This window comes from Kitasatospora sp. MMS16-BH015 (assembly GCF_002943525.1).
In the GTDB taxonomy this organism is placed as follows: Bacteria; Actinomycetota; Actinomycetes; order Streptomycetales; family Streptomycetaceae; genus Kitasatospora.
In genome coordinates this window covers 1,822,218-1,849,207 of sequence record NZ_CP025394.1, presented here as the reverse complement: position 1 = coordinate 1,849,207, position 26,990 = coordinate 1,822,218, and the positions used below count along the sequence as shown (strand labels likewise).

Genomic DNA, 26,990 nt, shown 5'->3' with positions numbered 1-26,990 from the left:
GTCTGATGGGGATGCGCGTCGCGCATCCGGCGTGCGGGTGTCAGTGGAGGGCGAGTTCGAAGGTGCGGCCCGCGCGGCGGGCGCCGAGCTGCTCGCACAGGGCGGCGGCCGGGGCGTTGGTCTCGTCGACCTCGGCGTAGGCCGTGGCGGTGCCGGCGCGGTGGAGCGCGCCGAGGGTCTCGCTGAGCAGGGCGCGGGCGATGCCCTGGCGCTGGTGGTCGGCCCGGACGGCCAGCAGGCCGATCCGGGGTCGACGGGGGACCGGCGCCAGCCGCAGCATGCCGACGTACACGCCGTCGCGCACGGCCACGGCGTACTTGCTCGGGTCGACCACGGTGACCCCGGCCGGGCGGGGCAGCACCTCGACCGGCATCGAGCGCCAGCCGAGACCGGCCTCGATCTCGGGGCGGATCGCCCGGTCGAGCTCCCGCAGCGGGGCCTCCTCGGCCGCCCCGACCGGCAGGATCGTCACTCCGGGCGGGAGCGGGGCCGAGCCGAGGCCGGTGAGCTGCGGGTCGGTGGGCAGGTGGTACTCGGTCTCGCGGCGCACCGTGGCGAACCCGGCGCGCTGCCAGGCGGCGAGGAGCTCGGTGTCCTCGGCGTCGGCCACCGCGTGGATCGGCCTCGGCAGGCCGGCCACGACCGCCTCGGCCAGCTGGTCGAAGACCGTGCTCTGCCAGGCGTCGATGCTCACGAAGAGCCGGCCGTCGGGGCGGTGGACGGCGTCGGCCTGGCCGACCAGGGCGCCGTCGGCGAAGGCGTGCCACTCGCTGTCGGAGACGCGGGTGACGAGCGCCGGGAGCTCGCTCGGGACGGGAGTGACAGGGGTGACGGGAGAAGTGTTCATGGCCGTCTGCCTTTCAGGAGTGCCTCGTGTGAGGGTGCTCCCGGCGGCGGCTGTGTCAGCTGCCCGGCCGTGTGGGAGAGGGGGAGCACCCATGGGTCATCGCGTTCACGGGTCTCACCTCCTCGGTCTTGGTCACGGCGGGTTGAACGCTATCAAGGCCCCGGGGCGGGGCCAACCGATTTATTCGGCGGGGTGCGGGGCGTCGGTTCCGTGGGTGGTGGGGGTGAGCAGGTACCAGAGGTGGCCGAAGGGGTCGCGGACGGTCGACTGGCGGGCGCCGTACGGCATGTCGGTGGGCGGGTGGACCAACTCGCCTCCCGCGGTGGTGGCTTGGGCGGTGAGGGTGTCCACGTCGGGGACGTAGACGTGGAGCAGGACGCGGGGCGGGGTGGTGGGGTCGGTGGGCGGGGTCTCGGTGTCGCCGAGCATCACGGTCGAGCCCTGGATGCGGAGTTCGGCGTGGGGGATGGTGCCGTTCGGGCCGGGGAGGCGGAAGAGTTCGGTGGCGCCGAAGGCCGCGGTGTAGAAGGCGATGGCCTCGGCGGCGTCGGCGACCAGGATGTGCGGGATGACCGTCTGGCGGTGGTGCTCGGGGATCTTCATGGGGACGACCGTAGGCGGTGGGGGAAGCCGTGGGCATCGGGCCGGGGGTGGGGCGGGTGATCGTCGCGGGACCTAGGCCGGTGGGCGGAGCGGGTGCGGTGGATGAGGGATATCCGCTGGTGGGGAGGGATGCGGGGAGGGGATAGTTTGGGTGGTGGGCCAGAGCCGGCCCGGGAGTGGCGATGGAGGAGGAGTGAGGTGCGGCAGACCACGACGCTCTGGCGTCCGACCGGGCCGGAGGAGTTGGCGCTGGTGGCGGAGGCCGGTTGGCGGGCCTGGCCGCCGCGGCTGCCCGATCAGCCGATCTTCTACCCGGTGCTGAACGAGGACTATGCGATCCGGATCGCCCGGGATTGGAACGTGCCGGCCTCCGGGGTCGGGTACGTCACCCGGTTCGAGGTGGAGACGGAGTTCCTCGACCGGTACCCGGTGCAGCAGGCGGGCGGTCGGACGATCCTCGAACTCTGGGTGCCCGCAGAGGAGTTGGAGGAGTTCAATCGGCACATCGTCGGGCCGATCGAGGTGACCCGGGAGTACCGGCCCGGGGGAGAGGTCGAGCGGTGAGGATCGCGGCGGACGCCCGATAGTGCTCAGGCGGCGATGAGTTGAGTGCGGGCCAGGGCGGCGTAGAGGTCGTCCTGGTCGAGCAGGTCGAGGTGGGTGCCGACCGAGCGGATCCGGCCGGCCTCCAGGACGACGATCCGGTCGGCGTCGGTGGCGGTGGCCAGGCGGTGGGCGATCACCAGGACGGTGGTGTGCCGGGAGACTTCGGTGATCGCCTCGCGCAGGGCCTGCTCGTTGGCCGCGTCCAGCTGGGAGCTGGGCTCGTCGAGCAGCAGGAGGCGGGGGCGGCGCAGCAGCGCGCGGGCGATGGCGACCCGTTGGCGCTGGCCGCCGGAGAGGGCCCGGCCGCGTTCGCCGAGCTGGGTGTCCAGGCCGGCGGGCAGGGTGGCCGCGAGCTGGTCGAGGCGGGTGAGGGTGAGCACCCGGTGCAGCTCGGTGTCGGAGACCGGGGCCGGGGCGCCGAGGCAGAGGTTCTCCCGCAAGGTGCCCGCGAGCACCGGGGTGTCCTGCTCCACGTAACCGATGGCGGACCGGAGTTCGGTGAGCGGCCAGTGCCGCAGGTCGCGGCCGTCCAGGGTGAGGCGGCCGGCGGTCGGCTCGTAGAACCGTTCCAGGAGCGCGAAGAGCGTGCTCTTGCCCGCGCCGGACGGACCGACCAGGGCGGTCAGGCCGCCGGCGGGCAGGTCGAGGGAGAGCCCGGCGATGACCGGCTGGTCGCGGTCCGGGTAGCGGAACTCGACCTGGTCGAAGGTGATCCGGGCCGGGGAGGAAGAGGAGAAGGAAGAAGGTGCGGCGGACGGTGGGGTGGTGGGGCGCGGGGCCAGTGGCTCGATCGGGAGGCGCTCGACCTCGGCGATCCGCTCGACGGCGGCCAGGCCGCGCTGCAGCAGGCTGATGCCGGCCACCAGTTGGGTGAGCAGCGGGCTCAGGTAGACCAGGTAGAGCAGGAAGCTGATCAGGGCCGTGACGTCGAGCCGGCCGCTCGCCACTCGGGAGGCGCCAAGGCCGAGCACGGCGAGGAAGGCGAGCTGGACGGCCAGGCCCGAGATCGCCTCGTTGACCGTCTCCCAGACCGCCGCTCGGGTGCCGCCGGCCCAGGCGCGTTCGGCCGCGTTGGTGGTCTGCGCCGTCAACTCCGGTTCCAGGCCGTTGGCCTTGACCGTACGGAAGGCGCCGAAGGCGCGGTCGAGCAGGGCGCCGAGCTCGCCCACCACGGTCTGCGCCGACTTGGCGGCACGCAGGACCCTGGGCATCAGGAAGCCGGAGAGCAGGGCGACCAGGACCAGTACACCGACCGTCACGGCGCAGAGCACCGGGTCGAGCAGCAGCATCGCGGCCACCGCGCCGAGGATCAGCAGCGCCGAGGTGGCCGATCCCACCAGCGCCTGTGCGGTGGCGGCGCGCAGCAGGGTGGTGTCGGAGGTGACCCGGGAGATCAGGTCGCCGGACCGCTGGCGGTCGAACTCCGGTACCGGCAGCCGCAGCAGCCGGGCCGCCAGGCCGCTGCGCGAACGCCGCACCACGCTCTCGGCCACCAGCTGCAACTGGTACGTGCCCAGCGCGTTGAGCGCCACCCCGGCCAGCATCACCCCGGCCAACTGCGCGGCGGAGTCGGCCGCCGGCCGGTGCGCGGTCAGTGAGTCGAGCACCGATCGGGCCGCGACGGGCTGCACCAGGCCGACCAGGCCGCCGGCGAGGCTCAGGCCGCCGGCCAGAGCCAACTTGGCGCGCTGCGGCCTGAGTTGTGCGGCTAGCAGTCGCCAGGCACGGGGTGGTGCGGCGGGTGGGGTCATCGGGCGGGCCTTTCGTCGGGCCGTCGGGCCGTCGGGTGAGCAGGAGAGCTGGTGTCGTCGGGCGAACGGGACGGCGAGGGGCGTCGGGTGAGGGCAGGGGGTAAGGGGGCAGGGGGCTCGGGCCGGCCGGCGGGTGGGCTTCGGGCGAGTGTGCGTCGGGTGAGCGAGTTTCAGGCGAGGAGGAGGGCGCGGTCCCAAGTGGTGTCGGGGGCAAGGTCGGTGGCGAAGGTGTGCAGGGCGAGGGCGGCTCCGGCGGCGCCGGTGAGGAAGCCGGCCGGGTCGTCCGTCCAGCCGTTCCGGGTGCGGGGTGGACGGAAGCCGAACGGGCCTGCCGGTTCGACGAGTTCGAGCAGGCGGGTGGCGAGGGTGGGCAACTGGTCGGCCAGAAGCCCGTGGTGTCCGTCCTGGGCGATCCGCCAGGTGCAGTGCAGCAGGCCGCCCCAGCCGTGGCAGAGGCCGGCGTCGGTGAGGGGCTCGAATCCCGGGTCGGTGGCGCGGGTGACGGCGGCCAGTGCGGCGGTCTCGGCGGTGGCGCGCCAGCCCGGTACGTCCAGGGCGAGGCCCGCGAGTTGGAGGGCGCGGGCGATGCCGGGGGAGCCGTAGCACCAGGAGGGGCGGCCCGGGGTGCGGTCCGGGTCGATGCCCTCCTCCAGCACGGTCGGCCACCAGGGGCCGGCCTGGTCGTGGCGGGTCTGCTGGAGCAGCCACTCGGCCATCCGGCGGATCGCGGTGTCCTGGCCCGGCACCCGGACCCCCTGCTGCCAGGCCAGGGCGAGCAGGGCGAGGGGCCCCGGAATGCCGTGCGCCAGGCCGAGGTTGGCGTGGCCGAGGGACGGGTCCACGGTGCCGTAGTCGTGCGGGGTCTGGGCGACCCACCAGCCGGGGCGGCCGGCCACCGGCTCGGTGAGCAGTACCAGGGCGGAGAGCAGGCGGTGCAGCGGATCGGGGGTGGCGTCCAGGTGGTCCTGGGTGAGCAGCAGGGCGCCCAGGCCGGCCAGGCCGGAGACCAGGTCGTAGGAGTCGAGGGTGGTGCAGCCGGTGCGGCCCTCGATCCGGTGGTGCTCGCGGTCGGTCAGGCGGTCGGCCAGGATGACGGTCTGCCGGTGCAGGTGGGCTCGGGCCGGGGCGTAGTCCTCGGGCCCGGTGGCGGCGGCGGAGAGGGCGAAGAACAGCGCGGGCACGGTGTCGTAGAGCCCGCTGCCGGTGGTCTTGGCCCCGCGCGATGCGGCGCCGAGCCAGGCGTGGGCGGCCGCCCGGTAGGGGTTGGCGCGGACCAGAACGGGTGCCCCGGGCCGCTCCGGCGCGGGGACGGGCGAGGGGTGCCGGGCGAGTTCGGCGTGCAGCAGGGCCAGCCCCGGGGCGCCGTCGGCCAGGCCGTACGGCGCCCAGTGACGGCCTACCGAGGCGAGGGCGGCGGCGACCCGATCGGGATCGGCGAGGCGTTCGGCGGTGGCCGCCACTGCGGTGGCGGCCCGCTCGCGCAGCGAGGCGAGGGTGGTCATGCGGAGGCTCCCACTGGAGCGGAGGCGGAGACAGGAATGGGTGCGGAGGCGGAGGCGGAGGCGGAGACAGGGATGGGGGCGGAAGTGGGGACAGGGACGGAGGTGGGGACAGCGGCAGGGGTGGAAGTGGGGACAGGGGCGGAGGTGGTGGGATCTGAAGGGCCGGCGGAGGCCAGGGCGGCGAGGCGGCCCTGGTGAGCGCGGACGGTGCGGCGGGCCAGGGCCAGGGAGCGCTCCTCGGCGGTGCGGTCGGTGCCGATCAGACGGTTGTGGTGCAGGTGGAGCAGGGCGGAGAGGGCGGTGTCCGAATCGGACCAGCTCTCGTCCAGGTGGGCGCGGAAGTCGGCCAGGGCAGCGGCCCGTTCGGCCCAGCCGGTGAGGAGTTCGCTGCCGCCGGGGAGGGCGGCGAGCCCAGTCCACCGGCCGTCCGGGTCGATCAGGGCGCGGGCCTGTTCGCGGACGGCGGGGGAGAGTTCGTGCCGCTCGGTGGCGCGGTACAGCCGGTGCAGCAGGCTCGGGTCGCCGAACTGCGCCGCCATGTCTACGTAGTTGGCGGCGACCAGGACCAACGGGTCGACCGGGAGGGTGCGTTCGCGCAGCAGGCGAAGCTGGGTCAGACAGGAGCGGCTGTCGGCGGCGAAGGCCCGTTCGGCCGCCGCGATGGCGGCCGGGCCGCCGTAGCGCTCCAACTCCGGCTCGTAGCTGTCCAGGACGAGGCGTTCGATCACGCCGGTGGCGGCCAGCCGCTCGGCCCAGGCGGAGAGGGCTGGCAGCAGGCGGGAGTTGAGCGCGGCCGGGTCGCCGTGGAAGCGCAGCCGCAGGTGCGGGGCCGGGTCGAGGTAGCGGAGGAAGAACCAGCGGTCCACCTCCGGCGGGAGGGCGGCGAGGAGTTCGGGCAGTTCCCGGCTCAGCACCTCGTCCTGGCGGACGGTGGAGCAGTACAGCTTGGCGTACAGCCAACGCGAGCCCGGGCCGTACACCGTGCGGCCCCGGGCGGGGGCGACGGAGGGCTCGGTGGCCGTGCCGGGGGAGCGGCGGACCAGCGGGAAGGCCAGCTCGTTGACCCGGCCGGCCGGGGTGGCCGGATCGCCGAGCCAGCCGGAGCCGGTCTCGGGCAGCTCCTGGAGGACGACCTCGCCGCTGCCGAGCCACTCCTGTCGGAGCAGCTCACGGTGGTGGAGGTCCGTCAGATCGATGGTGATCTGCTGGTCCTCGGTCATGCTCTGCACCACCTGGGGGATCCGCCAGTGGCGGCACCACTCGTCGAGCCGGGCCGACCACTGCTCGAAACTCGCGGTGGAGCTGCGCAGTTCGGGCTCCTCCGGGCGCCAGCGGGCCGGGCTGAGCACGGTGCGGCGGTACCGGATCCGGGGCAGGAAGGGCAGCGACTCGGCGGAGCCCCAGCGCCAGCGCGGCCAGAGGCCCTCGCCGCCGCGCGAGAGCTCGTCGAGCAGCCGGGCGGCGTTGGGCGCGTGGATGTCGGTGGCGAGCATGTGTGGCACGGTCGGCACCACCTCGCGGCCCAGCCGGCGCGAGTGCACCGAGAGCCGCTCGTGGTCGGCCACCACCGAGAGGTCGGCCAGGTCGAGCACGCCGGAATCCGGGTCGGTGTACTCGGCCAGCGCGATCCGGTGCGGCAGCAGCAGCGGGGTGCGGGCCACGTTGGACGGGTGGGCGCGCGGCGTGCGGAAGGTCAACTGGGCGCGGATCGCACGGGGGTTGTCGGTCGGCAGGGTGCGGACGGTGTCGCCGAGCGCGCGGCCCGGCTCGCCGAGCACCTGGGCGAAGCGGCCCGCCATCGCCCCGGCGATCGCGCCGACCCCGTTCACCACCAGGGTGAACTCACCGGCGGCGAGCGCCTCGGGCGAGTCCGAGCGCACCTGCACCAGCAGGTCGAGCGAGGGCGGCGGGGTGCCGGTGCCGGCGAGCCGGGCCAGCAACTCCTCGTCCAGCAGCACCTCGCGCTCGCCGGCGGCGGCGGCCCGCTGGGCCAGCCCGAGCAGCAGCTCGTCCCGCTGGTCGACCACCGTCTCCGGGTGCAGGACCCGGGTGCTGTGCGGCATGCGGTAGCCGGCCGGGGCGCCGAGGCCGAGTTCCGGGTCGAGCAGTTCGAGCAGCGGGACGGCCCGGCCGAGCCCGTAGCGCTCCATGAAGTCGGCGTGGTACTGCCGCAGATGGGCCGGGCCGGGCCGGCCGGCCGTGACCGTCCAGAGCACCTGGGCGGCCCGCTCGAGCTCGGCGCGGAGCACCGGCGGCAGCTGCACCTCCACGTCCAGGCCGAGGTCGACCTGGACCAGCCGCTCGGCCGGGTGCAGCCGCTGCATCCGCGCGGTGAGCGCGCGCCAGGCGGGCAGCCCCTCGCCCGGGGCGGTGAGCTGGTAGGCGGTCAACTCGGCTCGGATAGCCAGGAGTTCGGCGGTGGCCGGGTGGGTCGGAGCGCCGTCGGGGCCGGTCAGCCGGGTGATCAGGTGGCCGATCGGATCGGTGGCCTCGGTCGACGGCAGCAGGTCGGTCAACAGCACCTGGGAGCGCACCAGTTCGCCGAGCAGCCAGTCCACGGCGGCGGTGTCCACCTGCGGGTGGGCCACGGTGACGGCCCGGTTCAGCTCGGACCAGGTCGGTGAGCCGGCGGCGGCCTCCAGCACGGTGCGGATCGCCGCGGTGTACCGGATGGACAGCTCGCGGCAGGCCGCCCGCTGCTCGTTGCCGGGCACCGGCAGGTACGGCAGCACCAGGCGGTCGCCGCGGCGGCGGCAGAGCTCGTTGGCCTTCACCCGCAGGCCGCGCAGCACGGCCGGCTCCCGCTCCAGCGCGGCGACCAGACCGGTCAGCCACTCCTGGTCGGGCCGGGCCACCTTGCGGGGGTGGTCGCCCCAGCGGACGGTGCAGGTGCCCGGGTCGGTGGCACGGTCGGACCGTCGCGTTGCCCTCGGAGCCCCGGCGGTCTCGGCGAAACGGGCAGTGGCCACCCCGGCCATCAGGCCGAACGGGGTGGCTCGGTCGGACATCCGCAGGCGGTACCGGGTGACGGCGCGGGCGGCCCGGCGCAGTTGCTTGGCCTTCACCGTCCGTCCGGCCTCCACCTGGTCGAGCACTCGGCTGAGGGAGGGGCTGGAGACGGCGACGGCCTCCCGGAGGAGGGGGTCGGCGAGGGCGGCGCGGAGCCGGTCCAGGTCAGCCGAGCCAGGAGTGTCGGGGGCACCGGGCCGGTGCGCCTCGGTGGCGGGAGTGCTGGCGGCGGGGTCGGCCAGGGGGCGAGCCGGCCGGACGGCGGCTCGCAGCAGGGCGACCTCGCCACAGGCGAAGGTCGGCACGTCCGACATGGTGGGCTCTCCTCGGGGAGCGAAGCGGGTGGCAGTGCTGCGGGTGCGGGCGGGCGGTCGTGCGGGGCTCGATCGGGGGACGGGGGCCCGCCGGCGGTGAGCGGCGCGGTCGGCGGGCGGGGCGGCGCCTCGGGGGTCAACGGGGGCGGCGCCCCGGGGGGGGTGAGACGCAGACGCCGGGTGCGGCGGCCCGAGGGGTCGGGCCGTCGCACCCTGGGCGGTGTTCAGCTGTTCAGCAGCAGCGCGAGTTGCGGGTCGAGGTGCAGGAGTACGGCCACGAGGTGTTCGCGGCGCCGTCCTGGGCCTCGGTCTCCTCCTGGGCGGAGGTGGTGATCTCGGTGACGTCGAGGTCGAGGATCTCGCTCATGGCATTCGCCTTTCGATGAGGTGATGGGGGTAGATCCTTGCCGGTGGCCGCTGTTCTCCGGTGTTCCGGAGGCTGTGCGCCGCTCCGACAAGAGAAAAGTTAGGCGGAGGCGATCAACAGCCGATCGACCTGCGATCGACGGCAGATCGACCGCGGATCAGCCCCGAGCCGACCGGCCGTCGATCCGGCGTCGACGGTGCGTCGACCCCCGGCATTCGGGGGGCGGTTTTTGTCGCGTGGACCGTTTAGCCTGTGCGACACACGGACGGACGACCGAAGATCGCGGGACCCGCGGTCGGAGCTGGGGGGCTTCAGTGCAGGACGGATCGGCGGACCTGGGCTTCTGGGTGCTCGGACCGATGCGCGGCCGCCGTGGCGACACCGCACTGCACCTGGGCAGCCCCCAGCAGCAGGCCATGCTGGCCGTCCTGCTGCTGCGCCCCGGCGGGGCGGCCGGCGCCGCCGACCTGATCGACGCGCTCTGGGGCGACGAGCCGCCGCAGGCCGCCACCACCACCGTGCGCACCTACGCCTGGCGGCTGCGCAAGCTGCTCCAGCCGGAGCGCGACGCACCCGCCGTGCTGCTCTCGCTCGGCGACGGCTACCGCCTGGTGCTGCCGCCCGGCGCGGTGGACGCGCAGTGCGCCGAACGGCTGGCGGCCCGGGCCGAGGCCGAGGCGGCGGCGGGCCGGCCCGCCCAGGCCCGGGAGCTGCTCAACCAGGCGCTGGACCTCTGGCAGGGCGAACCGCTGGCGGGCATCCCCGGCCCGTACGCCGAGCGGCAGCGCAACCGGCTGGACGAGCTGCGGCTCACCCTGCTGGAGGAGCGGATCGCGCTCGACCTGGCCCTCGGGCGGTCCGCCCGCTGCGTACCGGAGCTGACCGCGCTGACCATCGAGCAGCCGCTGCGCGAACGCCCGCACGGACTGCTGATGCGGGCGCTGAGCCGCAGCGGCCGGCAGGCGGACGCGCTCGCGGCCTTCCGGCGGGTGCGCGAACTGCTGATCGACCAGCTGGGGGTGGAGCCGGGCCCGGAGCTGACCGAGTTGCACCGGCGGATCCTGGGTGGCGAGGAGAGTGCGGAGGGAGAGCATTCAACAGCTCATGGCGCAGTAGAAGTTGACGTGCCGTCGGTTTCTTTGGTGGTGGCCGATCTGCCCTCCGTGCCGTCCAGGCGTGAGCCGGCCCGGAGCGGGCTGCCACGTCCGGCCCAACTGCCGGCCGCACCAAGCGACTTCATCGGTCGGACGGCACAGGTGGAGGAGATCCGGGCGGCGCTGACGGCCGACGGCCGGGACGCCCTGCCGGTGGTCGCGGTGGTGGGGATGGGCGGGGTCGGCAAGACGGCGCTGGCGGTGTACGCGGCGCACCGCGTCCGGGAGGCCTTCCCGGACGGGGAGTTGTACGTGGACCTGCGCGGATCCGACCCGCTGCCGGCCAGCGCCGAGGACGTGCTGGCGGGCTTCCTGGTCGCGCTCGGCACCCGGCCGGAGGCGGTGCCGGAGGGCACGGCGGCCCGGTCCGCGCTGTTCCGGTCGATCACCGACGGGCGACGGCTGCTGGTGGTGCTGGACAACGCCCGGGACAGTGCGCAGATCCGGCCGCTGCTGCCCGGTGCGGCGGGCTGCGGCGCGCTGGTCACCAGCCGGACCAGGCCGACCAGTCTGCTGACGGCCGTCCAGCTCGACCTGGACGTGTTCACCGAGCCGGAGGCCGTCGACCTGCTCGGCCGGGTGATCGGGGCACCCCGACTGGCCGCCGAGCCCGAGGCGGCCGGTGCCCTGGTGGCGGCCTGCGGCCGGCTGCCGCTCGCGGTGCGGATCACCGCCGCGCGGCTCGCGGCCCGGCCGCGCTGGACCATCGCCGACCTGAGCGCGCGGCTGGCCGACGAGCAGCGCCGGATCGACGAACTGCGGGTGGGCGACCTGGCCGTGGAGGCGGCCTTCGAGCTGGGGTACCGCCAGCTGGCGCCGGACCAGGCCCGGGCGTTCCGGCTGGCCGCCTGGGCCGAGGGCCCCGATCTCGGGCTCGGCGCCGCCGCCGCGCTGCTCGACCTGCCGGAGGCGGCGGCCGAGGACCTGCTGGAGGCGCTGGTCGACGCGGCGATGCTCGACTCGCTCTCCGCCGGGCGCTACCGCTACCACGACCTGCTGCGGGGCTTCGCCCGGCGGACCTCGGAGGTGGTGTCCGTGGCCCGGGCGGGGTCTGCGGCGACGGGCGGGGCCGGGGCGGACGGGAGCGAGGCGAGCGGAGCCCCGGCGGGCACGGGTCTGCTGAGCGTCGGTGCCGCAGCTGAAAGCGGGGCAACCGAAAGCGGGGCAACCGAAAGCGGGGCAACCGAAAGCGGGGCAGCCGGGAGCGCGACAGCCAGGAGCGAAGCGGCTGGGAGCGAGGCGGCGGCCGCGCGCGGGCGGCTGCTGGACCACCTGTTGGCCGGGGCCCGGGCGGCGTTCCAGCTCGCGGTGCCGGGCGATCCGGTGGCGGGGGCGCTCGGGGCGGGGCGGGGTGCGGCCGGCCGGGGGCCGGTGCTGGCGGACCTGGCGGCGGCGCGGGCCTGGGCGCGGGCGGAGGGGCCGGGGGCGATCGGCCTGGCCGGGCGGGTGGCCGGGGCGGGTAGTGCACCCGCCGACGTGGCGCAACTGCGGTCCGTGGCAGACCTGTTGATCGCGCTGAGCCCGTTCGGGCCCGGTGCGCTGGCCGGTCGGCTGGAGTCGGTGGTGCGGGCGCTGGTGCGGGCCGTGACGCTGAGCGGCGACCGGTTCGCGGAGGGGCGGGCCCGGTTCCTGCTCTGCGGGAGCCTGCTGGCGGCGACCCGGCTGGACGAGGCCCGGACGGAGGCCGGGCTGGCCGAGCAGGCCAGCCGGGCGGCGGGCGACACCGTGATGCTGCGGCAGGTGCTCAACGACCTGGGGCTGATCGCCCAGACGCTGCGGCACAACGAGGAGGCGATCCGCTGCTTCGAGGAGTCGGTCGCGCTGGCCCTCGAACTCGGCCACCGTTCGGGGGCGGTGACCAGTGCGGTCAACGCCGCGCTGGCCCGGGTGCGGCACGGCCGGGCGGCCGAGGCGGCACAGACCTGCGAGCGGCTGCTCGCCGAGGTGCGGGCACTGGGCGACACCGCCGGGACGGCGTACACGCTCTACGTGCTCGGGCTGGCCCTGCACGGGTTGGGCCGTTACCAGGAGGCGGCCGACCGGTACCGCGAGTGCCGGCGGCTGGCTGCCGAGGCGGGCCGGCGGGAGCGGGAGGCGCTGGCCGGGGTGCGGCTGGCCGACACCCTGCGGGCGCTCGGCGAACCGGCCCGGGCGGTCGAGGAGGCCGAGGTGGCCCTGGCGATCACCGTGGAGACCGGCGGGCAGCGCGACCAGGGGTACGCGCTGCTGGTGCTCGGCCGGGCCCTCGCCGAACTCGGCGACCGGGCCGTCGCCCGCGAACGGCTGGCCGAGGCCCACGGCATCTTCGAACGGCTCGGCCTGCCCGACGCGGCCGAGACGGCGGCCCTGCTCGGTGAGTTGGTGGCGCTCCCCGCCGAGCGCTGAGCCCGCGGCAGGCCATCTCGGCTGCCACGGGCTCGGCGTGAGCGGTCAGTTCAGGGCGGTCACTTCGGAGCAGCCGGTCCCGAGCGGTGGCGCCCGAGTGGTCAGGCCCCGAAGGCCGCTTCCAGGCGCGGGACGAAGTCGACCATGTCGGCCGCCCAGCAGACGGGAGAGTGGCGGCCGTCGCAGGCGCCCCAGCCGGCGCCGTTGCCGTAGTCGACGTAGTGCGAGGGCAGGCCGAGCGCGTCGAGGTTGGTCTTGACGTGGGTGGTGGCGGACTCGGCCCAGAACTCCTCGTCGGCGGGGTTGTTGTTGCCGTTGCCGACGTAGAGGGAGATGCCCATGCCGGTCAGCTTCGACAGGTGGGTGGACGGGTCGGCGGCGTTCCACAGCACGTCGCTGAACGGGTAGAAGATCGAGAACGGGTACGGGGTGCCGAACAGCGCGTCCGAGTCCACCGTCGGGCCGAACCCACCGGGGCAGCCCCCGTCGGTGGAGGAGCCGCAGAGCACGCCGGCGCCGTTGGTCAGGGTGCCGACGGCGGCCATCCGCACGTCCATCGAGTCGCGCCCGAGGTCGATCGCGCCGGAGAGCGAGGCCACCTGGCTGAACAGCTCGGGGTGGTCCTCGGCGTAGTGCATGGCGCCGAAGCCGCCCATCGAGAGCCCGGCTATCGCCCGGTGCGCCTTGTCCGGGATGGTGCGCAGGTCGGCGTCGACGAACGGGATCACCTGGCCGAGGTGGAAGTTCTCCCAGTTCTGCGCTCCGGCGGCGGTGCTCTGGTTCAGCCAGTTGGCGTACCAGCCGCGCAGGCCGCCGTCCGGCTCCACGGTGATCATCGAGGAGCGGGCCGAGGCGGCCAGCAGGGCCGGCCAGGCCAGGCTCGCGTGGGCCGGGTCGTCGTTGGTGCCGTGCAGGAAGTAGAGCACCGGGTAGTGCTTGGTGGTGTTGGTGTAGTAGTCGGCCGGCAGGATGATCCGGATGTGGTGGGTGCCCGCGACCTGCGGGGTGGTCACCGTGATCACGAAGTTGGTGGGGGTGTTCGCCGCCAGGATCGCCGGGTCGGTGGCGACCTTGGTCAGCCCGAACCCGTCGGGCAGCGGCGGCTGGGCCGGGGCGTCGGCGTGCGCGGCGGGGGCCACCGTGAGGGTCAGCGTGGTGACGGCGGCGGCGAGCGCGGCCCGGACCCAGCGGAGCGGCTGGTGCGACGTACTCAAGACGGAATCCTTTACGGCTGGACACGGCCGGATGACCGGCGCGCGGCGAGGTGCTGCGCGCGCCGATCACACTGTCAGCCCGGTCGCCCCACCGGCCAGGCCAGCGAGCGGCCATCAGTGACCGGTCCGGTCCGTGGCCTGCGGTGCGGGGATTCAGTGCACGCAGCTGACGCACCAGGCGCCGGTGCCGTTCCACTCCTCGGTGCCGCTCGGGTCGTGGACACCGTGGCCGGCCGAGGCCGAGGCCGAGGCGGGGACCGGGGCCTGGGCGGAGGCGTCGGTGGCGCCGAGGGGGAGGAAGACCAGCACGGCGGTGAGGGCCGTCCCGGTGAGGCGGCTGGCGAGGCGGGTGGTGCGGAGCAGCTCGGACATCGGGGTGTGCCTCTCTCTGGGGACCACCGTCGCTCGGCGGTGACCACAGGTTGGCAGCTGCCGATCCGCCACCGATCTACGCGAGATCAACGTCCGGTGTGGGCGGGCTGCCCGGCCGGACCAGCGCGTATACCGGCCGCTGCCGTGGCGGACCAGGTCAGGCCCGGGCAGTCGCGTCAGTCCAGGGTGATCCGGATCGCGACCGTGCCGTCCAGGCCCCGGCGCAGGCGGCTGCCGAGCAGGGTGAGCCGGCCGACCAGGCCGTACTTGCGGGCGATCAGGGTGCGGTAGCGGGCGAGCAGTTCGGGGCCGCCGAGGACGGCGGTGGCCGGGCGGCCGGGGCCGGTCGGGTTGCCGCGCAGGTCGCAGGGGCCGACCAGCACCTCGGGGCGGCGGCGGATCCGCTTGACCTTCCAGGAGTCGGCGGCCGTCCAGACGCCCAGCGCCTCGCCGTCGGCCACCACCCAGACCGGCGTGGGCACGGGGGTGCCGTCCTTGCGGTAGGAGGTGACGAGCAGGTACTTGCCCGTGCTGAGCTGCTGGAACGGTGTCGGTGCCATGGACGGAGTCTAGCCAGCGGGTGGCGCGCGGGTCGGGCGGGCCAACTCGGATGGCCGGTAGGGAAATTCATCGCAAAGTCCGGCGCCGAAACCTTGTCTGAGCATGGTCAATGGAAGCAGGATGTCCAGCGCTCGACCGCCATCCGCACGCTCCCCGACGAGGAGAACGTCCTGTGCGCCCCACACTGCTGACCTCGGCCGCAGCCACCCTCGGCCTGCTGGCCGGCCTCTGCGGCCTGGCCGCCGCCCCGGCCACCGCCGTCACCCCGGCCCCGGCCGTGACCACCGCCCACGCCGCCACCACCGTGGCCGCGACGGCCGCCGTGCCCCGGCCCGACCACGTGGTGGTCGTGGTGTTCGAGAACACCTCGGAGGGTTCGATCATCGGCTCGCCCGATGCCCCGTACTTCAACCAGCTGGCGAACAGCGGCGCAAACTTCACCAACGCCTTCGCGATCGAGCACCCCAGCCAGCCGAACTACCTGGACCTCTTCTCGGGCTCCAACCAGGGCGTGACGGACGACTCCTGCCCGCACACCTTCTCCTCCGACAACGAGGCCGCCCAGCTGATCGCCAAGGGCCTCACCTTCACCGGGTACTCGGAGACCCTGCCCTCGGCCGGCTCCACCGTCTGCACCGCGGGCACCAGCGGGTACGCGCGCAAGCACAACCCCTGGGTGAACTTCACCAACGTGCCGGCCGCCGACAACCAGCCGTTCTCGGCCTTCCCGACCGACTTCACGAAGCTGCCCACCGTCTCCTGGGTGGTCCCGAACCTCTGCAACGACATGCACGACTGCTCCACCGCCACCGGTGACAGCTGGCTCCAGGCGCACCTGGACGCGTACGTGCAGTGGGCCAAGACGCACAACAGCCTGCTGATCACCACCTTCGACGAGGACGACAGCTCCACCAGCGCCAACCAGATCGCCACCATCTTCGACGGCCAGCCCGTCAAGGTGGGCACCTACACCGAGCACGTGGACCACTTCGGCGTGCTGCGCACCATCGAGGACATGTACGGCCTGCCGTACGCGGGCGCCGCCGCCAACGCCACGTCGATCACCGACGCCTGGACGGGTTCGGCCCCCGGCGGCAGCGTCACGGTGGCCAACCCCGGCAGCCAGACCGGCACGGTCGGCACCGCCGCCTCGCTCCAGGTCAGCGCCACCGACACGGCCGGCGGCACGCTCTCGTACAGCGCGACCGGCCTGCCCGCCGGGCTGGGCATCAACGCCGGCACCGGCCTGATCTCCGGCACCCCGACCACGGCCGGCACCGCCGCCGTGACCGTCACCGCGACCGACTCCACCGGCCCGAGCGGCAGCGCGAGCTTCAGCTGGCAGGTCAACCCGGCCGGTGGCGGCGGCTGCACGGCGGCCCAGCTGCTCGGCAACCCCGGCTTCGAGACCGGCTCCGCCGCCCCCTGGACGGCCAGCAGCGGCGTGATCGACAACTCCTCGAACGAGGCGGCCCACGGCGGCAGCTGGAAGGCCTGGCTGGACGGCTACGGCAGCGCCCACAGCGACACGCTGAGCCAGACCGTCACCGTGCCGGCCGGCTGCACCAAGGCCACGCTCACCTACTGGCTGCACGTGGACACCGCCGAGACCGGCAGCACCGCCTACGACAAGCTCACCCTGACCGCCAACGGCACCACGGTGGCTAGCTACTCCAACGTGGACGCCGCCAGCGGCTACACCCAGCGCACGGTCAACCTCGCCGCCTACGTGGGCAAGAGCGTCACGCTCAAGTTCACCGGCACCGAGGACTCCAGCCAGCAGACCAGCTTCGTGATCGACGACGCGGCACTCAACGTCGGCTGAGGCCAAGGGCGATCCGGGTGGCCTCAGGCCGCCCGGATCGGCCCGCGCAGCGGCTGGGTGGCGGGCTGGACGGCCGCCACCGGCGACACGCTGGCCCGCCAGAGCCGGCCGGCCGCGCAGAGGGCGGCGGCGAGCAGCAGGCCGTTGCGCAGCACGATCACCACGGCGGGCTGCCAGCCGCCGGCGATCTGGGCGTCGAAGAAGAGCGGGTAGTCGATCGTGGTGACCCCGGTCGAGAGCAGCACCAGCAGCGCGGTGGGCCGCTGCGAGGAGCCGCGCACGCTCAGGCAGACGGCGCACAGGCCGATCAGCCAGATCAGGTACTGCGGGCTGATCACCCGGCTGGTGACGGTGAACAGCAGCACGGCGGTGAGCGCCGCGTCGTACGGGGTGGCCGGCTGCCAGCGGTGGGCCTTGAACCGCCAGAGCAGCAGCCAGCCGAAGGCCAGCCCGGTGAGCGCGAGCGAGGCGGTGGCCACCGCGTGCACCTGCGGGCCGAGGAACTCCAGCGAGCCGTAGTGCTGTTCCACCTCCCCGGGCCAGCCGAACAGCCGGGCCACCTGCAGCGCGCTGCCGCCCAGCGACTCGATCTCCACCCCGCGGCCCTGCTGGGCGCCGAGGAAGTCGAAGGCGCCGTCGAAGAGGGTGCAGAGCACCAGCAGCAGGGCCAGGCCCGAGAGGCAGAGCGTGGTCCAGGCCTGCCGGGTGCCGCGCCCGCGCGGGGTGCCGAGCACCACCAGGGCGGGCCAGACCTTGACCATCGCGCCGATCCCGGCCAGCACCCCGCCGTGCTTGGGGCGGCTGGGCAGCAGCAGCACCGAGGCCATCGCCAGCGCGGTGACCGGCAGGTCGTAGCGTCCGTACGGGAGGCCGAGCAGCAGCGGCAGGGCCAGCGCCCAGAGCCAGGCCCCGGCGGTGGAGCGGCCCCGGTGCAGGCCGCCGCTGCGGCGCAGCGAGACCCGGACCAGCAGCGCCTGGGTGGCCGCGTCGGTGACCAGCATCAGCAGTACGAAGGCCTGCAGGTAGCTGAGGAAGGGCAGCATCCCGGGCGCGAGCATGGCCAGCGCGGCGCCGGGCGGGTACTGCCAGGTGACGTCGCCGGTCGGGAAGTGGCCCTGCACCAGGATCTCGTACCACTGGTGGTAGGTGCGGTGCACCTCGATCGCCTGCTCCGCCTTGCCGGAGCGGATCATGCCGATCATCACCAGCCGGCTGGCCAGCCAGTAGCCGGTCAGCGCGAGCGCCTCGCGCGGCCAGGTGGCGGGGTTGGTCCAGCGGAACGGGCCGGCCTGTGGGATGCCCCACGGGGTGACCGGCGTCGGGGCTTGCGCCACCATCGCCTCCACGAGCAGGTGTACGAGCAGGTGTTACGGTCTGATCATCCGGCTGCGCCCGGGGCGCCGCCCCCGGTACAACGCGCCACGCCACCCCGAGGGCACGACCGAACCACTCCCGGCCCGGGCACCTGCCAGAATGCAGGGCGTGCCCGGAAGGCACGGAAGAACCGCCAACCCGCATGGATGAAGGTGCCAGGCTTCGTGACCACGCCAGTGAACGTGTCCGTCGAACGCAAGATCGCCGAGGAACTGGGCGTCCGGGACGGGCAGGTGAAGGCCGCCGTCGAGCTGCTCGACGGCGGCGCGACCGTGCCGTTCATCGCCCGTTACCGCAAGGAGGTCACCGGCGAGCTCGACGACGCCCAGCTGCGCACCCTGGAGGAGCGGCTGCGCTACCTGCGCGAGCTCGAGGAGCGCCGGGCCGCCGTGCTCGAATCCGTCGAGGCCCAGGGCAAGTTGGACGACACCCTGCGCGCGCAGATCCTCGCCGCCGACTCCAAGGCCCGACTGGAGGACATCTACCTTCCGTACAAGCCCAAGCGCCGTACCAAGGCCCAGATCGCCCGCGAGGCCGGCCTCGAACCGCTGGCCGAGGCGCTGCTCGCCGACCCGGGCCTGGACCCGGCTGCGACTGCCGCCGGCTACCTGAACGAGTCGGTGGCCGATGCGGGAGCCGCCCTCGAGGGCGCCCGTGCCATCCTGGTGGAACGCTTCGGCGAGGACGCCGACCTGGTCGGCAGCCTGCGCGAGCGGATGTGGACCCGCGGCCGGCTGGTCGCCCGCGTGCGGGAGGGCAAGGAGCAGGACGGCGCCAAGTTCGCCGACTACTTCGACTTCGCCGAGCCCTACACCAAGCTGCCCTCGCACCGGATCCTGGCCATGCTGCGCGGCGAGAAGGAAGAGGTGCTCGACCTCGAACTCTCCCCGCTGGACGGCTCGGACTCGGGCGACCTGCCCGGCGAGACCGACTACGAGCAGCGGATCGCCGCCCGCTTCGGCATCGCCGACCGGGGCCGACCGGCCGACAAGTGGCTGGGCGACACGGTCCGTTGGGCCTGGCGCACCCGGATCCTGGTGCGGCTCGGCATCGACCTGCGCACCCGGCTGCGGGCCGAGGCCGAGGAGGAGGCCGTCCGCGTCTTCGCCGCCAACCTGCGCGACCTGCTGCTCGCCGCCCCGGCCGGCACCCGCGCCACCATGGGCCTGGACCCGGGCTTCCGCACCGGCGTCAAGGTGGCCGTGGTCGACGCCACCGGCAAGGTGGTCGCGCACGAGACCATCTACCCGCACCAGCCCGCCAACAAGTGGGACGCCTCGATCGCGACCCTGGCCGCGCTGGCGGCCAAGCACTCCGTGGACCTGGTCGCGATCGGCAACGGCACCGCCTCGCGCGAGACCGACAAGCTCGCCGAGGACCTGATCAAGCGTCACCCCGAGCTGAGGCTCACCAAGGCGATGGTCTCCGAGGCCGGCGCCTCGGTCTACTCGGCCTCCGCCTTCGCCTCCCAGGAACTGCCCGACCTCAACGTCTCGATCCGCGGCGCGGTCTCCATCGCCCGGCGGCTCCAGGACCCGCTGGCCGAGCTGGTCAAGATCGACCCCAAGTCGATCGGCGTCGGCCAGTACCAGCACGACCTCAGCGAGGTGAAGCTCTCCCGCTCGCTGGACGCCGTGGTCGAGGACTGCGTCAACGCCGTCGGCGTGGACGTCAACACCGCCTCCGCCCCGCTGCTCACCCGGGTCTCCGGCATCACCGCCGGCCTGGCCGACAACATCGTCGCCCACCGCGACGCCAACGGCCCGTTCAAGACCCGCAAGTCGCTCAAGGACGTGGCCCGGCTCGGCCCGAAGGCCTTCGAGCAGTGCGCCGGCTTCCTGCGCATCCCGGGCGGCGACGACCCGCTGGACGCCTCCAGCGTGCACCCCGAGGCGTACCCCGTGGTCCGCCGCATCCTCGCCGCCACCGGCGGCGAACTCCGCTCCCTGATCGGCAACTCGGCCGCGCTGCGCGCCCTGCGGCCCGCCGACTTCGCCGACGACACCTTCGGCATCCCGACCGTCACCGACATCCTCGGCGAGCTCGACAAGCCCGGCCGCGACCCGCGTCCGGCCTTCCGCACCGCCACCTTCAAGGAGGGCGTCGACAAGATCGGCGACCTGGAGGTGGGCATGGTGCTGGAGGGCGTGGTCACCAACGTGGCCGCGTTCGGCGCCTTCGTGGACGTGGGCGTGCACCAGGACGGCCTGGTGCACGTCTCGGCCCTGTCGAAGAACTTCGTCAAGGACCCGCGCGAGGTGGTCAAGCCCGGCGACATCGTCCGGGTCCGGGTCACCACGGTGGACGTGGCGCGCAAGCGGATCGGGCTGACGCTGCGGCTGGACGACGAGGTCTCCGCTGCGGGTGGCGGTGGCGGTGGCCGCGATCGGGACCGTGACCGCGGGCAGGACCGTGGACGGGGTCAGGGCGGTGGCGGCGGGCAGGGTGGCCGGCCGCCGCGGCAGGACCGGGGTGACCGCGACCGGGGTGACCGGGGTGACCGGGGCCGTGGGCAGTCGTCGGCTCCGGCGCCGAGCGGGGCGATGGCCGACGCGCTGCGGCGGGCCGGGCTGACCAAGTAGCCTCCGGCGGGCGGCTCCTGGGGTTCGCTCCAGGGGCCGCCCGTCCGTGCCGGTGGCTGCTCGCTCCGGCGGGTGCTGCCGCTCCGGCGGGTGCTTACTGCCGCGTCGCGGCGTCGTGCGACTCGACCGCGAGGGCGATCAGTTCGCCCCACCAGGGCTCCCGGCCCCGGACCAGCAGGTGGCGGGCCTCCTCGGCCGGCATCGCCCGGACCTCGACCACCTGTTCGCCGTCCTCCGGGTTGGTCGGCGCCGAGTCCACGGTGACCTCGGCCCAGCCCCAGAGCCAGGCCTTCTCCGGGTGTGGCTGCCAGGGCTTGTACGGCACCGGGTGGTCCGTGACGCAGCGGTGCGCGCCGAGCCAGACCGGCTCCCCGGCCAGCCGCGCTCCCGCCTCCTCGCGCAACTCCCGGGCCAGGCAGGAGTCGACCCCCTCCCCGGCCTCCCGGGTGCCGCCGGGCAGGAACCAGTGCCCGCGCGCATCGCGGCAGAGCACCACCTGCCCCTGCTCGAACCCCACCAGGTGGATGTTGGTGATCAACTCGTCCGGCGGCAACGCCGCCGAGAACAGCGCGTCGATCCCGCCCCAGGCCCACCGCTGCGGGGCGTACAGCTGCGGATACCGGGCCGCGAGATCCGCGTCGCCCCCTGCTCTCTCCGTGATGTCCGTCATTCGGTGATCCTAGTCGCCGTCACCAGTCGGCGGGCCGATAGTCCTTCAGGAACACCCCGGCGAACGGAGCCCCGGCCTCGCCCGCGACGATCGGGTGGTAGATCCGGGCGGCGCCGTCCACCACGTCCAGCGGCGGCCGGAATCCGCGTGCCGCGATCCGGGCCTTGCGCGGGGCCGGGTTCTCGTCGGTGATCCAGCCGGTGTCCACGGCGCACATCTGGACACCCCGGGTGGTGAGTTCGGCGGCGCTGGTGCGGGTGAGCATGTTGAGCGCGGCCTTGGCCATGTTGGTGTGCGGGTGCCCGCCGGTCTTGTTGCGGACGGCGAAGCGGCCCTCGACGGCGGTGACGTTGACGATGTAGCGGTGGTGATCCGGCTCGCCCTGCAGGAGCAGGGGCAGCAGCCGGTCGCAGAGCAGCGCCGGGGCCACCGAGTTGACCAGCTGGGTCTCCAGCAGCTCCACCGGGTCCAGCTCACCGAGCCGGGCCGACCAGGAGTTGCGCGGTGCGGTGTCGGGCAGCAGCCCGGCCTCGTCCGGTGCCAAGTGCAGTGCGGGCAGGCTGAGTTCGGTGCCCGGCGAACGGAACCCGGGGGCGAGCTCGACCCGGCCGGCCTCGACCCGACCGTCCTCGACCCGACCGGCCTCCAGGGCGCCGCGCTCGCCGGCGGCGAGCAGCGCGTACGCCTCCGGTGGGCGGCGGACGGTCTGCGCGGCGTTGTTGATCAGGATGTCCAGCGGCCGGCCCTCGGCGAGGAGCCGGTCGCAGAGCCCGATCACCTGGCGCGGGTCGCGCAGGTCGATGCCGACCACCGAGAGGCGGTCCAGCCAGGCGCCGCTGCCCGGGTCGGCGCGGAACCGGCGCAGGGTGTCCTGCGGAAAGCGGCTGGTGACGGTCAGTTCGGCGCCGTCGCGCAGCAGCATCAGGGCCAGCTGGAAGCCGATCTTCACCCGGCCGCCGGTGAGTAGCGCGCGACGCCCGCGCAGGTCGGTGGAGAGGGCGCAGTGTGCGGAGTTGACGGCGGCGCAGGCCGGGCAGAGCTGATGGTAGAACGCATCGACCTGACGGTAACTCTGCTTGCAGACATAGCAGTTGTGAGCACGCTGATAGGTCCCGAGGCCGCCCTCGGTCGGGCCGGTCAGACCGGTCAGACCGGTCGGGCCGCTCGGATTCGTCGGCAGGGCGAGCGGTGCGTCCTCCCGGCGGTCCGTGGCCCCGGTCACGGTGGTGGCGGCCAACTCCGCGTCCTGCCGGGCCATCTCGGCCCGGCCGAGCCCGCGCCGCCGACGCCGCCCCTCCCGGACGAACACCTCGGCCAGCTTCTCCGCCCGCATCCGCACGGGCCGGTCGGCGGGCAGCCGCCGCAGCCGCGCGACGATCGCCTCGTACGCGGCCAGATCCTCCTCGGTGGCAGGGGCGTACCCGTGCATCTTCCCTCCTCAGCAGCCGTTTTCCCGGCACCCTAGCGCCGCCCGGCCACCCCGGGCATCCGATTAACCCGCCCCCGCCGGTCGCTTCGCCGTCTCCCATGGGCTACCGTCGGTACGCCCAAGCGTCGTGATCTCCAACGGAGTTCGCTGCGCCCACCACACGTACGCTCTCGGGGGTGAGCTGCGAGTGAGCAATCAGATCGTGCGCGCGCTGGAACACGCGGCGGAGAAGATCGGCACGGCCATCGCCAAGGACGCCGGCAAGGCCGTCAAGGACCTCTACCACTCCGCCGGCCAGAACCTGAAGAAGGTCGCCGCCAACGTCCGCGAGGTCGAGGAGAAACACGCCAAGGACCTCGCCAAGACCTTCGAACACGACACCAAGGGCGTCCCCCACCCCCGCTCGGGCGGTGGCGGCCGACCTGGTGGTGGCCACGACCACCCCAAGGGCCGCGGCCGCGACCAGGTCAAGGACCCCCGCACCGAGGGCCGCGACCACACCTCCCGCAAATGCCCCGGCGAGCCCGTCGACATCGCCACCGGCCGGATGTTCATCGACCAGACCGACGCCTCACTGCCCGGCTCGCTGCCGCTCCACTTCACCCGCAGCTTCGAATCCGGCCTGCGCACCGGCCGCTGGATGGGCACCAAATGGCTCTGCCCCTTCGACGAACGCCTCGAACTCGACGAGGCCGGCGTCGTCCACATCCGCCCCGACCGCATCACCCAGGCCTACCCCCACCCCGAACCCGGCGACCCGGTCCTCGCCTCGGCCGGCTCCCGCCACCAACTCGACCGCACCGACGACACGTTCACCGTCACCGACCCCGCCACCGGCCTGGTCAAGGAATTCACCCCCACCCCCGACGGCACCGAGGCCCTCCTCACCACCGTCCGCGACCGCCACGGCCGCCACTACACCCTCACCTACGACCCCGACGGCATCCCACTCGCCATCACCCACTCCGGCGGCTACCGCCTGAACGTCACCGTCGAACACACCCGCATCACCGCCCTCCGCCTGGCCACCCCCGACGGCGACGTGATGCTCATGCGCTACGGCTACACCGACGGCCACCTCACCGCCGTCTACAACTCCTCCGGCAAGCCCATGCGCTTCGCCAACGACACCGCAGGCCGCATCCTCTCCTGGACCGACCGCAACAACTCCCAGTACCGGTACACCTACGACCCCTTCGACCGCGTCACCGACGAAGGCGGCACCACCGGCGCCCTCCGCTTCACCTTCACCTACGCCGACCCCGACCCGTCGACCGGCCTGCGCACCCACACCGAGACCAACGCCCTCGGCCACACCACCACCTACCTGATCAACCACCACGCCCAAGTCACCGCCGTCACCGACGCCTTGGGTCACACCACCAGCTACGAACGCGACGACTACGACCGCCTGTTGAGCGAGACCGACCCCCTCGGCCGCACCACCCGCTACACCTACGACGGCGCCGGCGACCTGATCACCATCACCCGCCCCGACGGCGAACGGACCACCGCCGCCTACACCGATCACCTCAGCCTGCCCACCGAGATCACCGAACCCGGCGGCGCCACCTGGCGGCACACCTACGACGAGAACGGTCTGCGCACCAGCCTCACCAACCCCCTCGGTGTCACGACCCGCTACACCTACGACGACCACGGCCACCTCGCCACCGTCACCGACGCCCTCGGGAACACGAGACTGCTCCGCTGCAACCCGGCCGGCCTCCCGGTGGAGACGACCGACCCGACCGGCGCGACCACATGTTACGAACGCGACGCCTTCGGCCGCACCACCGCCGTCACCGACCCGCTCGGCGGTACCACTCGGCTGACCTGGACGATCGAGGGTCGCCTCGCCTCGCGGACGACCGCCGCCGGCGCGACCGAGAGCTGGACCTACGACGGCGAGGGGAACTGCCTCACCCGCACCGACCAGCTCGGCCTGACCACCACGTACGAGTACACCCACTTCGAGACGCTCGTCGCCAAGACCACCCCGGACCTCGCCCGGATCTCGTTCGCCCACGATGCCGACATGCGGTTGGTGGCGGTCACCGACGCGAACGGTCAGCAGTGGAGCTACACACACGATGCCGTGGGCAGGCTGACCGCCGAGACCGATTTCGAGGGGCGGCGGACCACCTATCGGCGGGATGCGATCGGCCGGATCACGGAGGTCACCGACCCGCTCGGGCAGGTGACCAGCTACCGGTACGACCTGCTCGGCCGCCTGGCTGCCAAGGACGCCGCCGGGAAGGTCACCCGGTACGAGTACGACCCGGCAGGGTGGCTGACCCGGGCCACCAACCCGGACGCCGACCTGCAGCGCACCGTGGACGCCCTAGGCAACCTGATCGCCGAGACCGTCAACGGCCGGACCGTCGCGCACCGGCGGGACGCCCTGGGCCGCCGCACCGGACGGGTCACCCCCTCAGGCCATCTGAGTGAGTGGGCCTTGGACCCGTCCGGGCGCCCCGCCTCCCTGGTGACTCCAGGCGGTCGGATCGATTTCACCCGTGATGCCACCGGCCGGGAGCAGCTGAGGGCGATCGACGACGGACTGACCCTGGCCAGCACATGGCAGCACGACCGGCTGACCCGACAGATGCTGAGCGGCCGGTCCGATTCGGGGCAGCACGTGCTCCAGGAGCGAAGCTACCGGTACCGCGAGGACGGGTACCTCGTCGGGGTGACCGACCTGCTCAGTGGGTCGCGCGAGTTCGAGCTCGATCCGGTCGGTCGGGTGACCGCCGTACGTGGCGCCCACTGGAGCGAGACCTACGCGTACGACCGTGCGGGAAACCCGACGGCGGCCGACTGGCCCGCCACCGGTCCGTCGAAGGCAGCCCTCGGGAGTCGGACCTACGTGGGCACCCGGCTGGTGGGTGCGGGGCGGGTCCGCTACGAGTACGACGCTGCCGGACGCGTGGTCCTGCGTCAGGTCACCCGGCTCTCCAAGAAGCCCGACACCTGGCGCTACACCTGGGACGCCGAGGACCGTCTCACCCACGTCATCACTCCTGACGGCACCCGCTGGCAGTACCGCTACGACCCCCTCGGCCGACGGATCGCAAAGCAGCGGCTCGGCGCGGACGGCGTGACGGTAGCAGAACAGACCGAGTTCTCCTGGGACGGCGCCGGGTTGGCGGAGCAGACCACCCGTGCTCCGTACCTGCCCGGCCCGCACACCCTCACCTGGGAGCACGACGGCCTACGTCCGCTGACCCAGACCGAGACGATGATCACCACGGGCCCGAAGGGCAGCGACCGAGCGCAGATCGATCGGCGCTTCTTCGCGATCGTCACCGACCTCATCGGAACCCCCACCGAGCTGGTCGACTCCGCGAGCCGCACCGTCGCCTGGCGGGCCACCCCCAGCCTTTGGGGGCAGACCAGTTGGCCGCGTGAGAGCACCGCCTACACGCCGCTGCGCTTCCCCGGCCAGTACTTCGATCCCGAGACCCGGCTCCACTACAACCACCAGCGCTACTACGACCCCGAGACCGGTCGGTACACCTCGACCGATCCCCTGGGGCTCGCACCGGCGTCCAACCCCGACACCTACGTGCTCAACCCGCATCGGTGGGCCGACCCGCTGGGACTCTCCCCGCACCCGGAGGAGGAGCAGAAGCCGCCCGCGGTCAAGAAGGGATCGGCGGATCCGGCGAGCCAGGCGAATGCCGGCTACGCGGCCGACAACATCGCGGCCCACGCGACGCAACGCAGCATCCCCGGCGTGGACGACCTGGATGTCGCCGAGCACCTGGAGGACGTGATGAGCCGGTCGCCGGGGTACAAGATGCGCGACACCCCTGGCGGCACGCCGCGCTGGGCCTGGTGGGACGACAGCACCGGCACGATGGTGATCCGCGAGGGAAACACCGGTACGTTCATGCAACCGAGCCGAGGCGAAGACTACTTCTGGGAACAGATCAATGAGTGACGAGGACAAGAAGACCGCGAGTGGTGCACCCCTGACCGAGGCCTGGTCGTCCGCCCTGGACGACCGTGGCCGGGAGGCGGTGGCGCGCTGGGACGCGGCGAGGCTGGAGACGGAGCTTCGGCAGACGCCGGCGCTGCGCGGCAGGGTGACCGAGCCGGTGCACTCGGTGCGGCGTCTGCTGTCCGACTGGGAGGACTTCGTCCGGCGGATGGAGTCAGGCTGGCCCCCGGACGGCAGCTTCTCGATCAGTGCCTACCCGAACGTTCTGGAGGATCGCGACCTGCTCGACGAGGTGGTTGCCGCGCTCCCCGAGGAGACGGGGCGGCCGATCGGCCGGCTCCTCGACCAGCTCGACGCCCTCTTCGAAGCCAACACCGTCCCGGACCCGGAGGGCACCCTGCGCCCTTGGGTCCGGCCGCCGGCCGGCCGTACCCCGTCGGAGCGCTGGAACCGCCGCCCACGGGTGACGCCTTGGTGAG

18 protein-coding genes are annotated in these 26,990 nt (G+C 73.6%); 6 read left to right on the top strand and 12 right to left on the bottom strand.

Translation table 11 applies throughout. The annotated features are described in order from the left end of the window. Positions 1 to 40 precede the first annotated feature (40 nt). Both CFP65_RS07910 and CFP65_RS07905 read right to left on the bottom strand, forming a co-directional pair. Positions 41 to 847, bottom strand: a complete 807-nt coding sequence (locus CFP65_RS07910) for a GNAT family N-acetyltransferase (protein WP_104815420.1) — start codon at positions 845 to 847, stop codon at positions 41 to 43. Between the two features lie 180 nt (positions 848 to 1,027). Beyond that, the gene (locus CFP65_RS07905) at positions 1,028 to 1,450 is read right to left on the bottom strand and encodes a glyoxalase/bleomycin resistance/extradiol dioxygenase family protein (protein WP_104815419.1); all 423 of its coding nucleotides are present in this window, start codon (positions 1,448 to 1,450) and stop codon (positions 1,028 to 1,030) included. Between the two features lie 198 nt (positions 1,451 to 1,648). Between CFP65_RS07905 and CFP65_RS07900 the strand changes: the two genes are divergently transcribed. Then, on the top strand, positions 1,649 to 2,014 hold the full coding sequence (locus CFP65_RS07900) for a hypothetical protein (RefSeq protein ID WP_104815418.1): 366 nt from the start codon (positions 1,649 to 1,651) through the stop codon (positions 2,012 to 2,014). A gap of 26 nt (positions 2,015 to 2,040) precedes the next feature. On the opposite strand, the gene CFP65_RS07895 is transcribed toward CFP65_RS07900, so the two are convergent. The 4 genes from CFP65_RS07895 to CFP65_RS41770 all read right to left on the bottom strand — a co-directional run bounded on the left by CFP65_RS07895 (position 2,041) and on the right by CFP65_RS41770 (position 8,999). Next, positions 2,041 to 3,735, bottom strand: coding sequence for an ABC transporter ATP-binding protein (locus CFP65_RS07895; RefSeq protein ID WP_254552282.1), 1,695 nt, complete (start codon positions 3,733 to 3,735; stop codon positions 2,041 to 2,043). 242 nt (positions 3,736 to 3,977) lie between these two features. After that, on the bottom strand, positions 3,978 to 5,309 hold the full coding sequence (locus CFP65_RS07890; RefSeq protein WP_104815416.1) for a lanthionine synthetase C family protein: 1,332 nt from the start codon (positions 5,307 to 5,309) through the stop codon (positions 3,978 to 3,980). Beyond that, positions 5,306 to 8,632, bottom strand: a complete 3,327-nt coding sequence (locus tag CFP65_RS07885; protein ID WP_104815415.1) for a lantibiotic dehydratase — start codon at positions 8,630 to 8,632, stop codon at positions 5,306 to 5,308. Before CFP65_RS07885 ends, CFP65_RS07890 begins: the two co-directional genes overlap by 4 nt. 232 nt (positions 8,633 to 8,864) lie before the next feature. Beyond that, positions 8,865 to 8,999 (bottom strand): hypothetical protein, encoded by a 135-nt coding sequence (locus CFP65_RS41770; protein WP_256387263.1) that lies wholly within the window; start codon positions 8,997 to 8,999, stop codon positions 8,865 to 8,867. A gap of 314 nt (positions 9,000 to 9,313) precedes the next feature. On the opposite strand from CFP65_RS41770, the gene CFP65_RS42040 reads away from it, so the two are divergent. Beyond that, entirely contained in the window at positions 9,314 to 12,538 is a 3,225-nt protein-coding gene (locus CFP65_RS42040) for a BTAD domain-containing putative transcriptional regulator (RefSeq protein ID WP_305778248.1), read from the top strand. A 101-nt stretch (positions 12,539 to 12,639) separates the two neighbouring features. Here CFP65_RS42040 and CFP65_RS07875 read toward each other — a convergent pair whose 3' ends face one another. The 3 genes from CFP65_RS07875 to CFP65_RS07865 all read right to left on the bottom strand — a co-directional run bounded on the left by CFP65_RS07875 (position 12,640) and on the right by CFP65_RS07865 (position 14,684). Then, positions 12,640 to 13,752, bottom strand: a complete 1,113-nt coding sequence (locus CFP65_RS07875; RefSeq protein WP_104815414.1) for an alpha/beta hydrolase family protein — start codon at positions 13,750 to 13,752, stop codon at positions 12,640 to 12,642. A gap of 153 nt (positions 13,753 to 13,905) precedes the next feature. Further along, positions 13,906 to 14,124: a hypothetical protein gene (locus CFP65_RS07870; RefSeq protein WP_104815413.1), complete on the bottom strand. Its 219-nt coding sequence runs from the start codon at positions 14,122 to 14,124 to the stop codon at positions 13,906 to 13,908. A 176-nt stretch (positions 14,125 to 14,300) separates the two neighbouring features. After that, positions 14,301 to 14,684: a PPOX class F420-dependent oxidoreductase gene (locus CFP65_RS07865; protein WP_104815412.1), complete on the bottom strand. Its 384-nt coding sequence runs from the start codon at positions 14,682 to 14,684 to the stop codon at positions 14,301 to 14,303. A 173-nt stretch (positions 14,685 to 14,857) separates the two neighbouring features. Here CFP65_RS07865 and CFP65_RS42445 point away from each other — a divergent pair, with 173 nt between their 5' ends. Then, the gene (locus CFP65_RS42445) at positions 14,858 to 16,510 is read left to right on the top strand and encodes an alkaline phosphatase family protein (protein WP_371682382.1); all 1,653 of its coding nucleotides are present in this window, start codon (positions 14,858 to 14,860) and stop codon (positions 16,508 to 16,510) included. Between the two features lie 23 nt (positions 16,511 to 16,533). On the opposite strand, the gene CFP65_RS07855 is transcribed toward CFP65_RS42445, so the two are convergent. Next, a complete protein-coding gene (locus CFP65_RS07855) occupies positions 16,534 to 17,847 on the bottom strand; it encodes a glycosyltransferase family 87 protein (protein ID WP_104815410.1) in 1,314 nt (437 codons plus the stop codon). A gap of 201 nt (positions 17,848 to 18,048) precedes the next feature. Here CFP65_RS07855 and CFP65_RS07850 point away from each other — a divergent pair, with 201 nt between their 5' ends. Next, a complete protein-coding gene (locus CFP65_RS07850; protein ID WP_371682381.1) occupies positions 18,049 to 20,466 on the top strand; it encodes a Tex family protein in 2,418 nt (805 codons plus the stop codon). Positions 20,467 to 20,560: 94 nt separating this feature from the next. On the opposite strand, the gene CFP65_RS07845 is transcribed toward CFP65_RS07850, so the two are convergent. Further along, positions 20,561 to 21,136 carry an NUDIX hydrolase gene (locus tag CFP65_RS07845; RefSeq protein WP_104815409.1) on the bottom strand — a complete coding sequence of 192 codons (576 nt, stop codon included), beginning with the start codon at positions 21,134 to 21,136 and terminating at the stop codon, positions 20,561 to 20,563. A 19-nt stretch (positions 21,137 to 21,155) separates the two neighbouring features. Then, positions 21,156 to 22,565 (bottom strand): SDR family NAD(P)-dependent oxidoreductase, encoded by a 1,410-nt coding sequence (locus tag CFP65_RS07840; protein WP_104815408.1) that lies wholly within the window; start codon positions 22,563 to 22,565, stop codon positions 21,156 to 21,158. A 187-nt stretch (positions 22,566 to 22,752) separates the two neighbouring features. Here CFP65_RS07840 and CFP65_RS07835 point away from each other — a divergent pair, with 187 nt between their 5' ends. After that, entirely contained in the window at positions 22,753 to 26,511 is a 3,759-nt protein-coding gene (locus CFP65_RS07835; RefSeq protein ID WP_104815407.1) for a DUF6531 domain-containing protein, read from the top strand. After that, a complete protein-coding gene (locus CFP65_RS07830) occupies positions 26,504 to 26,989 on the top strand; it encodes a hypothetical protein (RefSeq protein WP_104815406.1) in 486 nt (161 codons plus the stop codon). The genes CFP65_RS07835 and CFP65_RS07830 overlap by 8 nt, the downstream gene beginning before the upstream one ends. Position 26,990 lies beyond the last annotated feature (1 nt).

Excerpts from the sequence above, each read along its gene's own strand:
- CFP65_RS07890 (WP_104815416.1), bottom strand. The coding sequence starts at position 5,309 with ATGACCACCCTCGCCTCGCTGCGCGAGCGGGCCGCCACCGCAGTGGCG.
- CFP65_RS07885 (WP_104815415.1), bottom strand. The coding sequence starts at position 8,632 with ATGTCGGACGTGCCGACCTTCGCCTGTGGCGAGGTCGCCCTGCTGCGA.
- CFP65_RS07855 (WP_104815410.1), bottom strand. The coding sequence starts at position 17,847 with ATGGTGGCGCAAGCCCCGACGCCGGTCACCCCGTGGGGCATCCCACAG.
- CFP65_RS07910 (WP_104815420.1), bottom strand. The coding sequence starts at position 847 with ATGAACACTTCTCCCGTCACCCCTGTCACTCCCGTCCCGAGCGAGCTC.
- CFP65_RS07840 (WP_104815408.1), bottom strand. The coding sequence starts at position 22,565 with ATGCACGGGTACGCCCCTGCCACCGAGGAGGATCTGGCCGCGTACGAG.
- CFP65_RS07905 (WP_104815419.1), bottom strand. The coding sequence starts at position 1,450 with ATGAAGATCCCCGAGCACCACCGCCAGACGGTCATCCCGCACATCCTG.
- CFP65_RS07870 (WP_104815413.1), bottom strand. The coding sequence starts at position 14,124 with ATGTCCGAGCTGCTCCGCACCACCCGCCTCGCCAGCCGCCTCACCGGG.
- CFP65_RS07830 (WP_104815406.1), top strand. The coding sequence starts at position 26,504 with ATGAGTGACGAGGACAAGAAGACCGCGAGTGGTGCACCCCTGACCGAG.
- CFP65_RS41770 (WP_256387263.1), bottom strand. The coding sequence starts at position 8,999 with ATGAGCGAGATCCTCGACCTCGACGTCACCGAGATCACCACCTCCGCC.
- CFP65_RS07865 (WP_104815412.1), bottom strand. The coding sequence starts at position 14,684 with ATGGCACCGACACCGTTCCAGCAGCTCAGCACGGGCAAGTACCTGCTC.
- CFP65_RS07845 (WP_104815409.1), bottom strand. The coding sequence starts at position 21,136 with ATGACGGACATCACGGAGAGAGCAGGGGGCGACGCGGATCTCGCGGCC.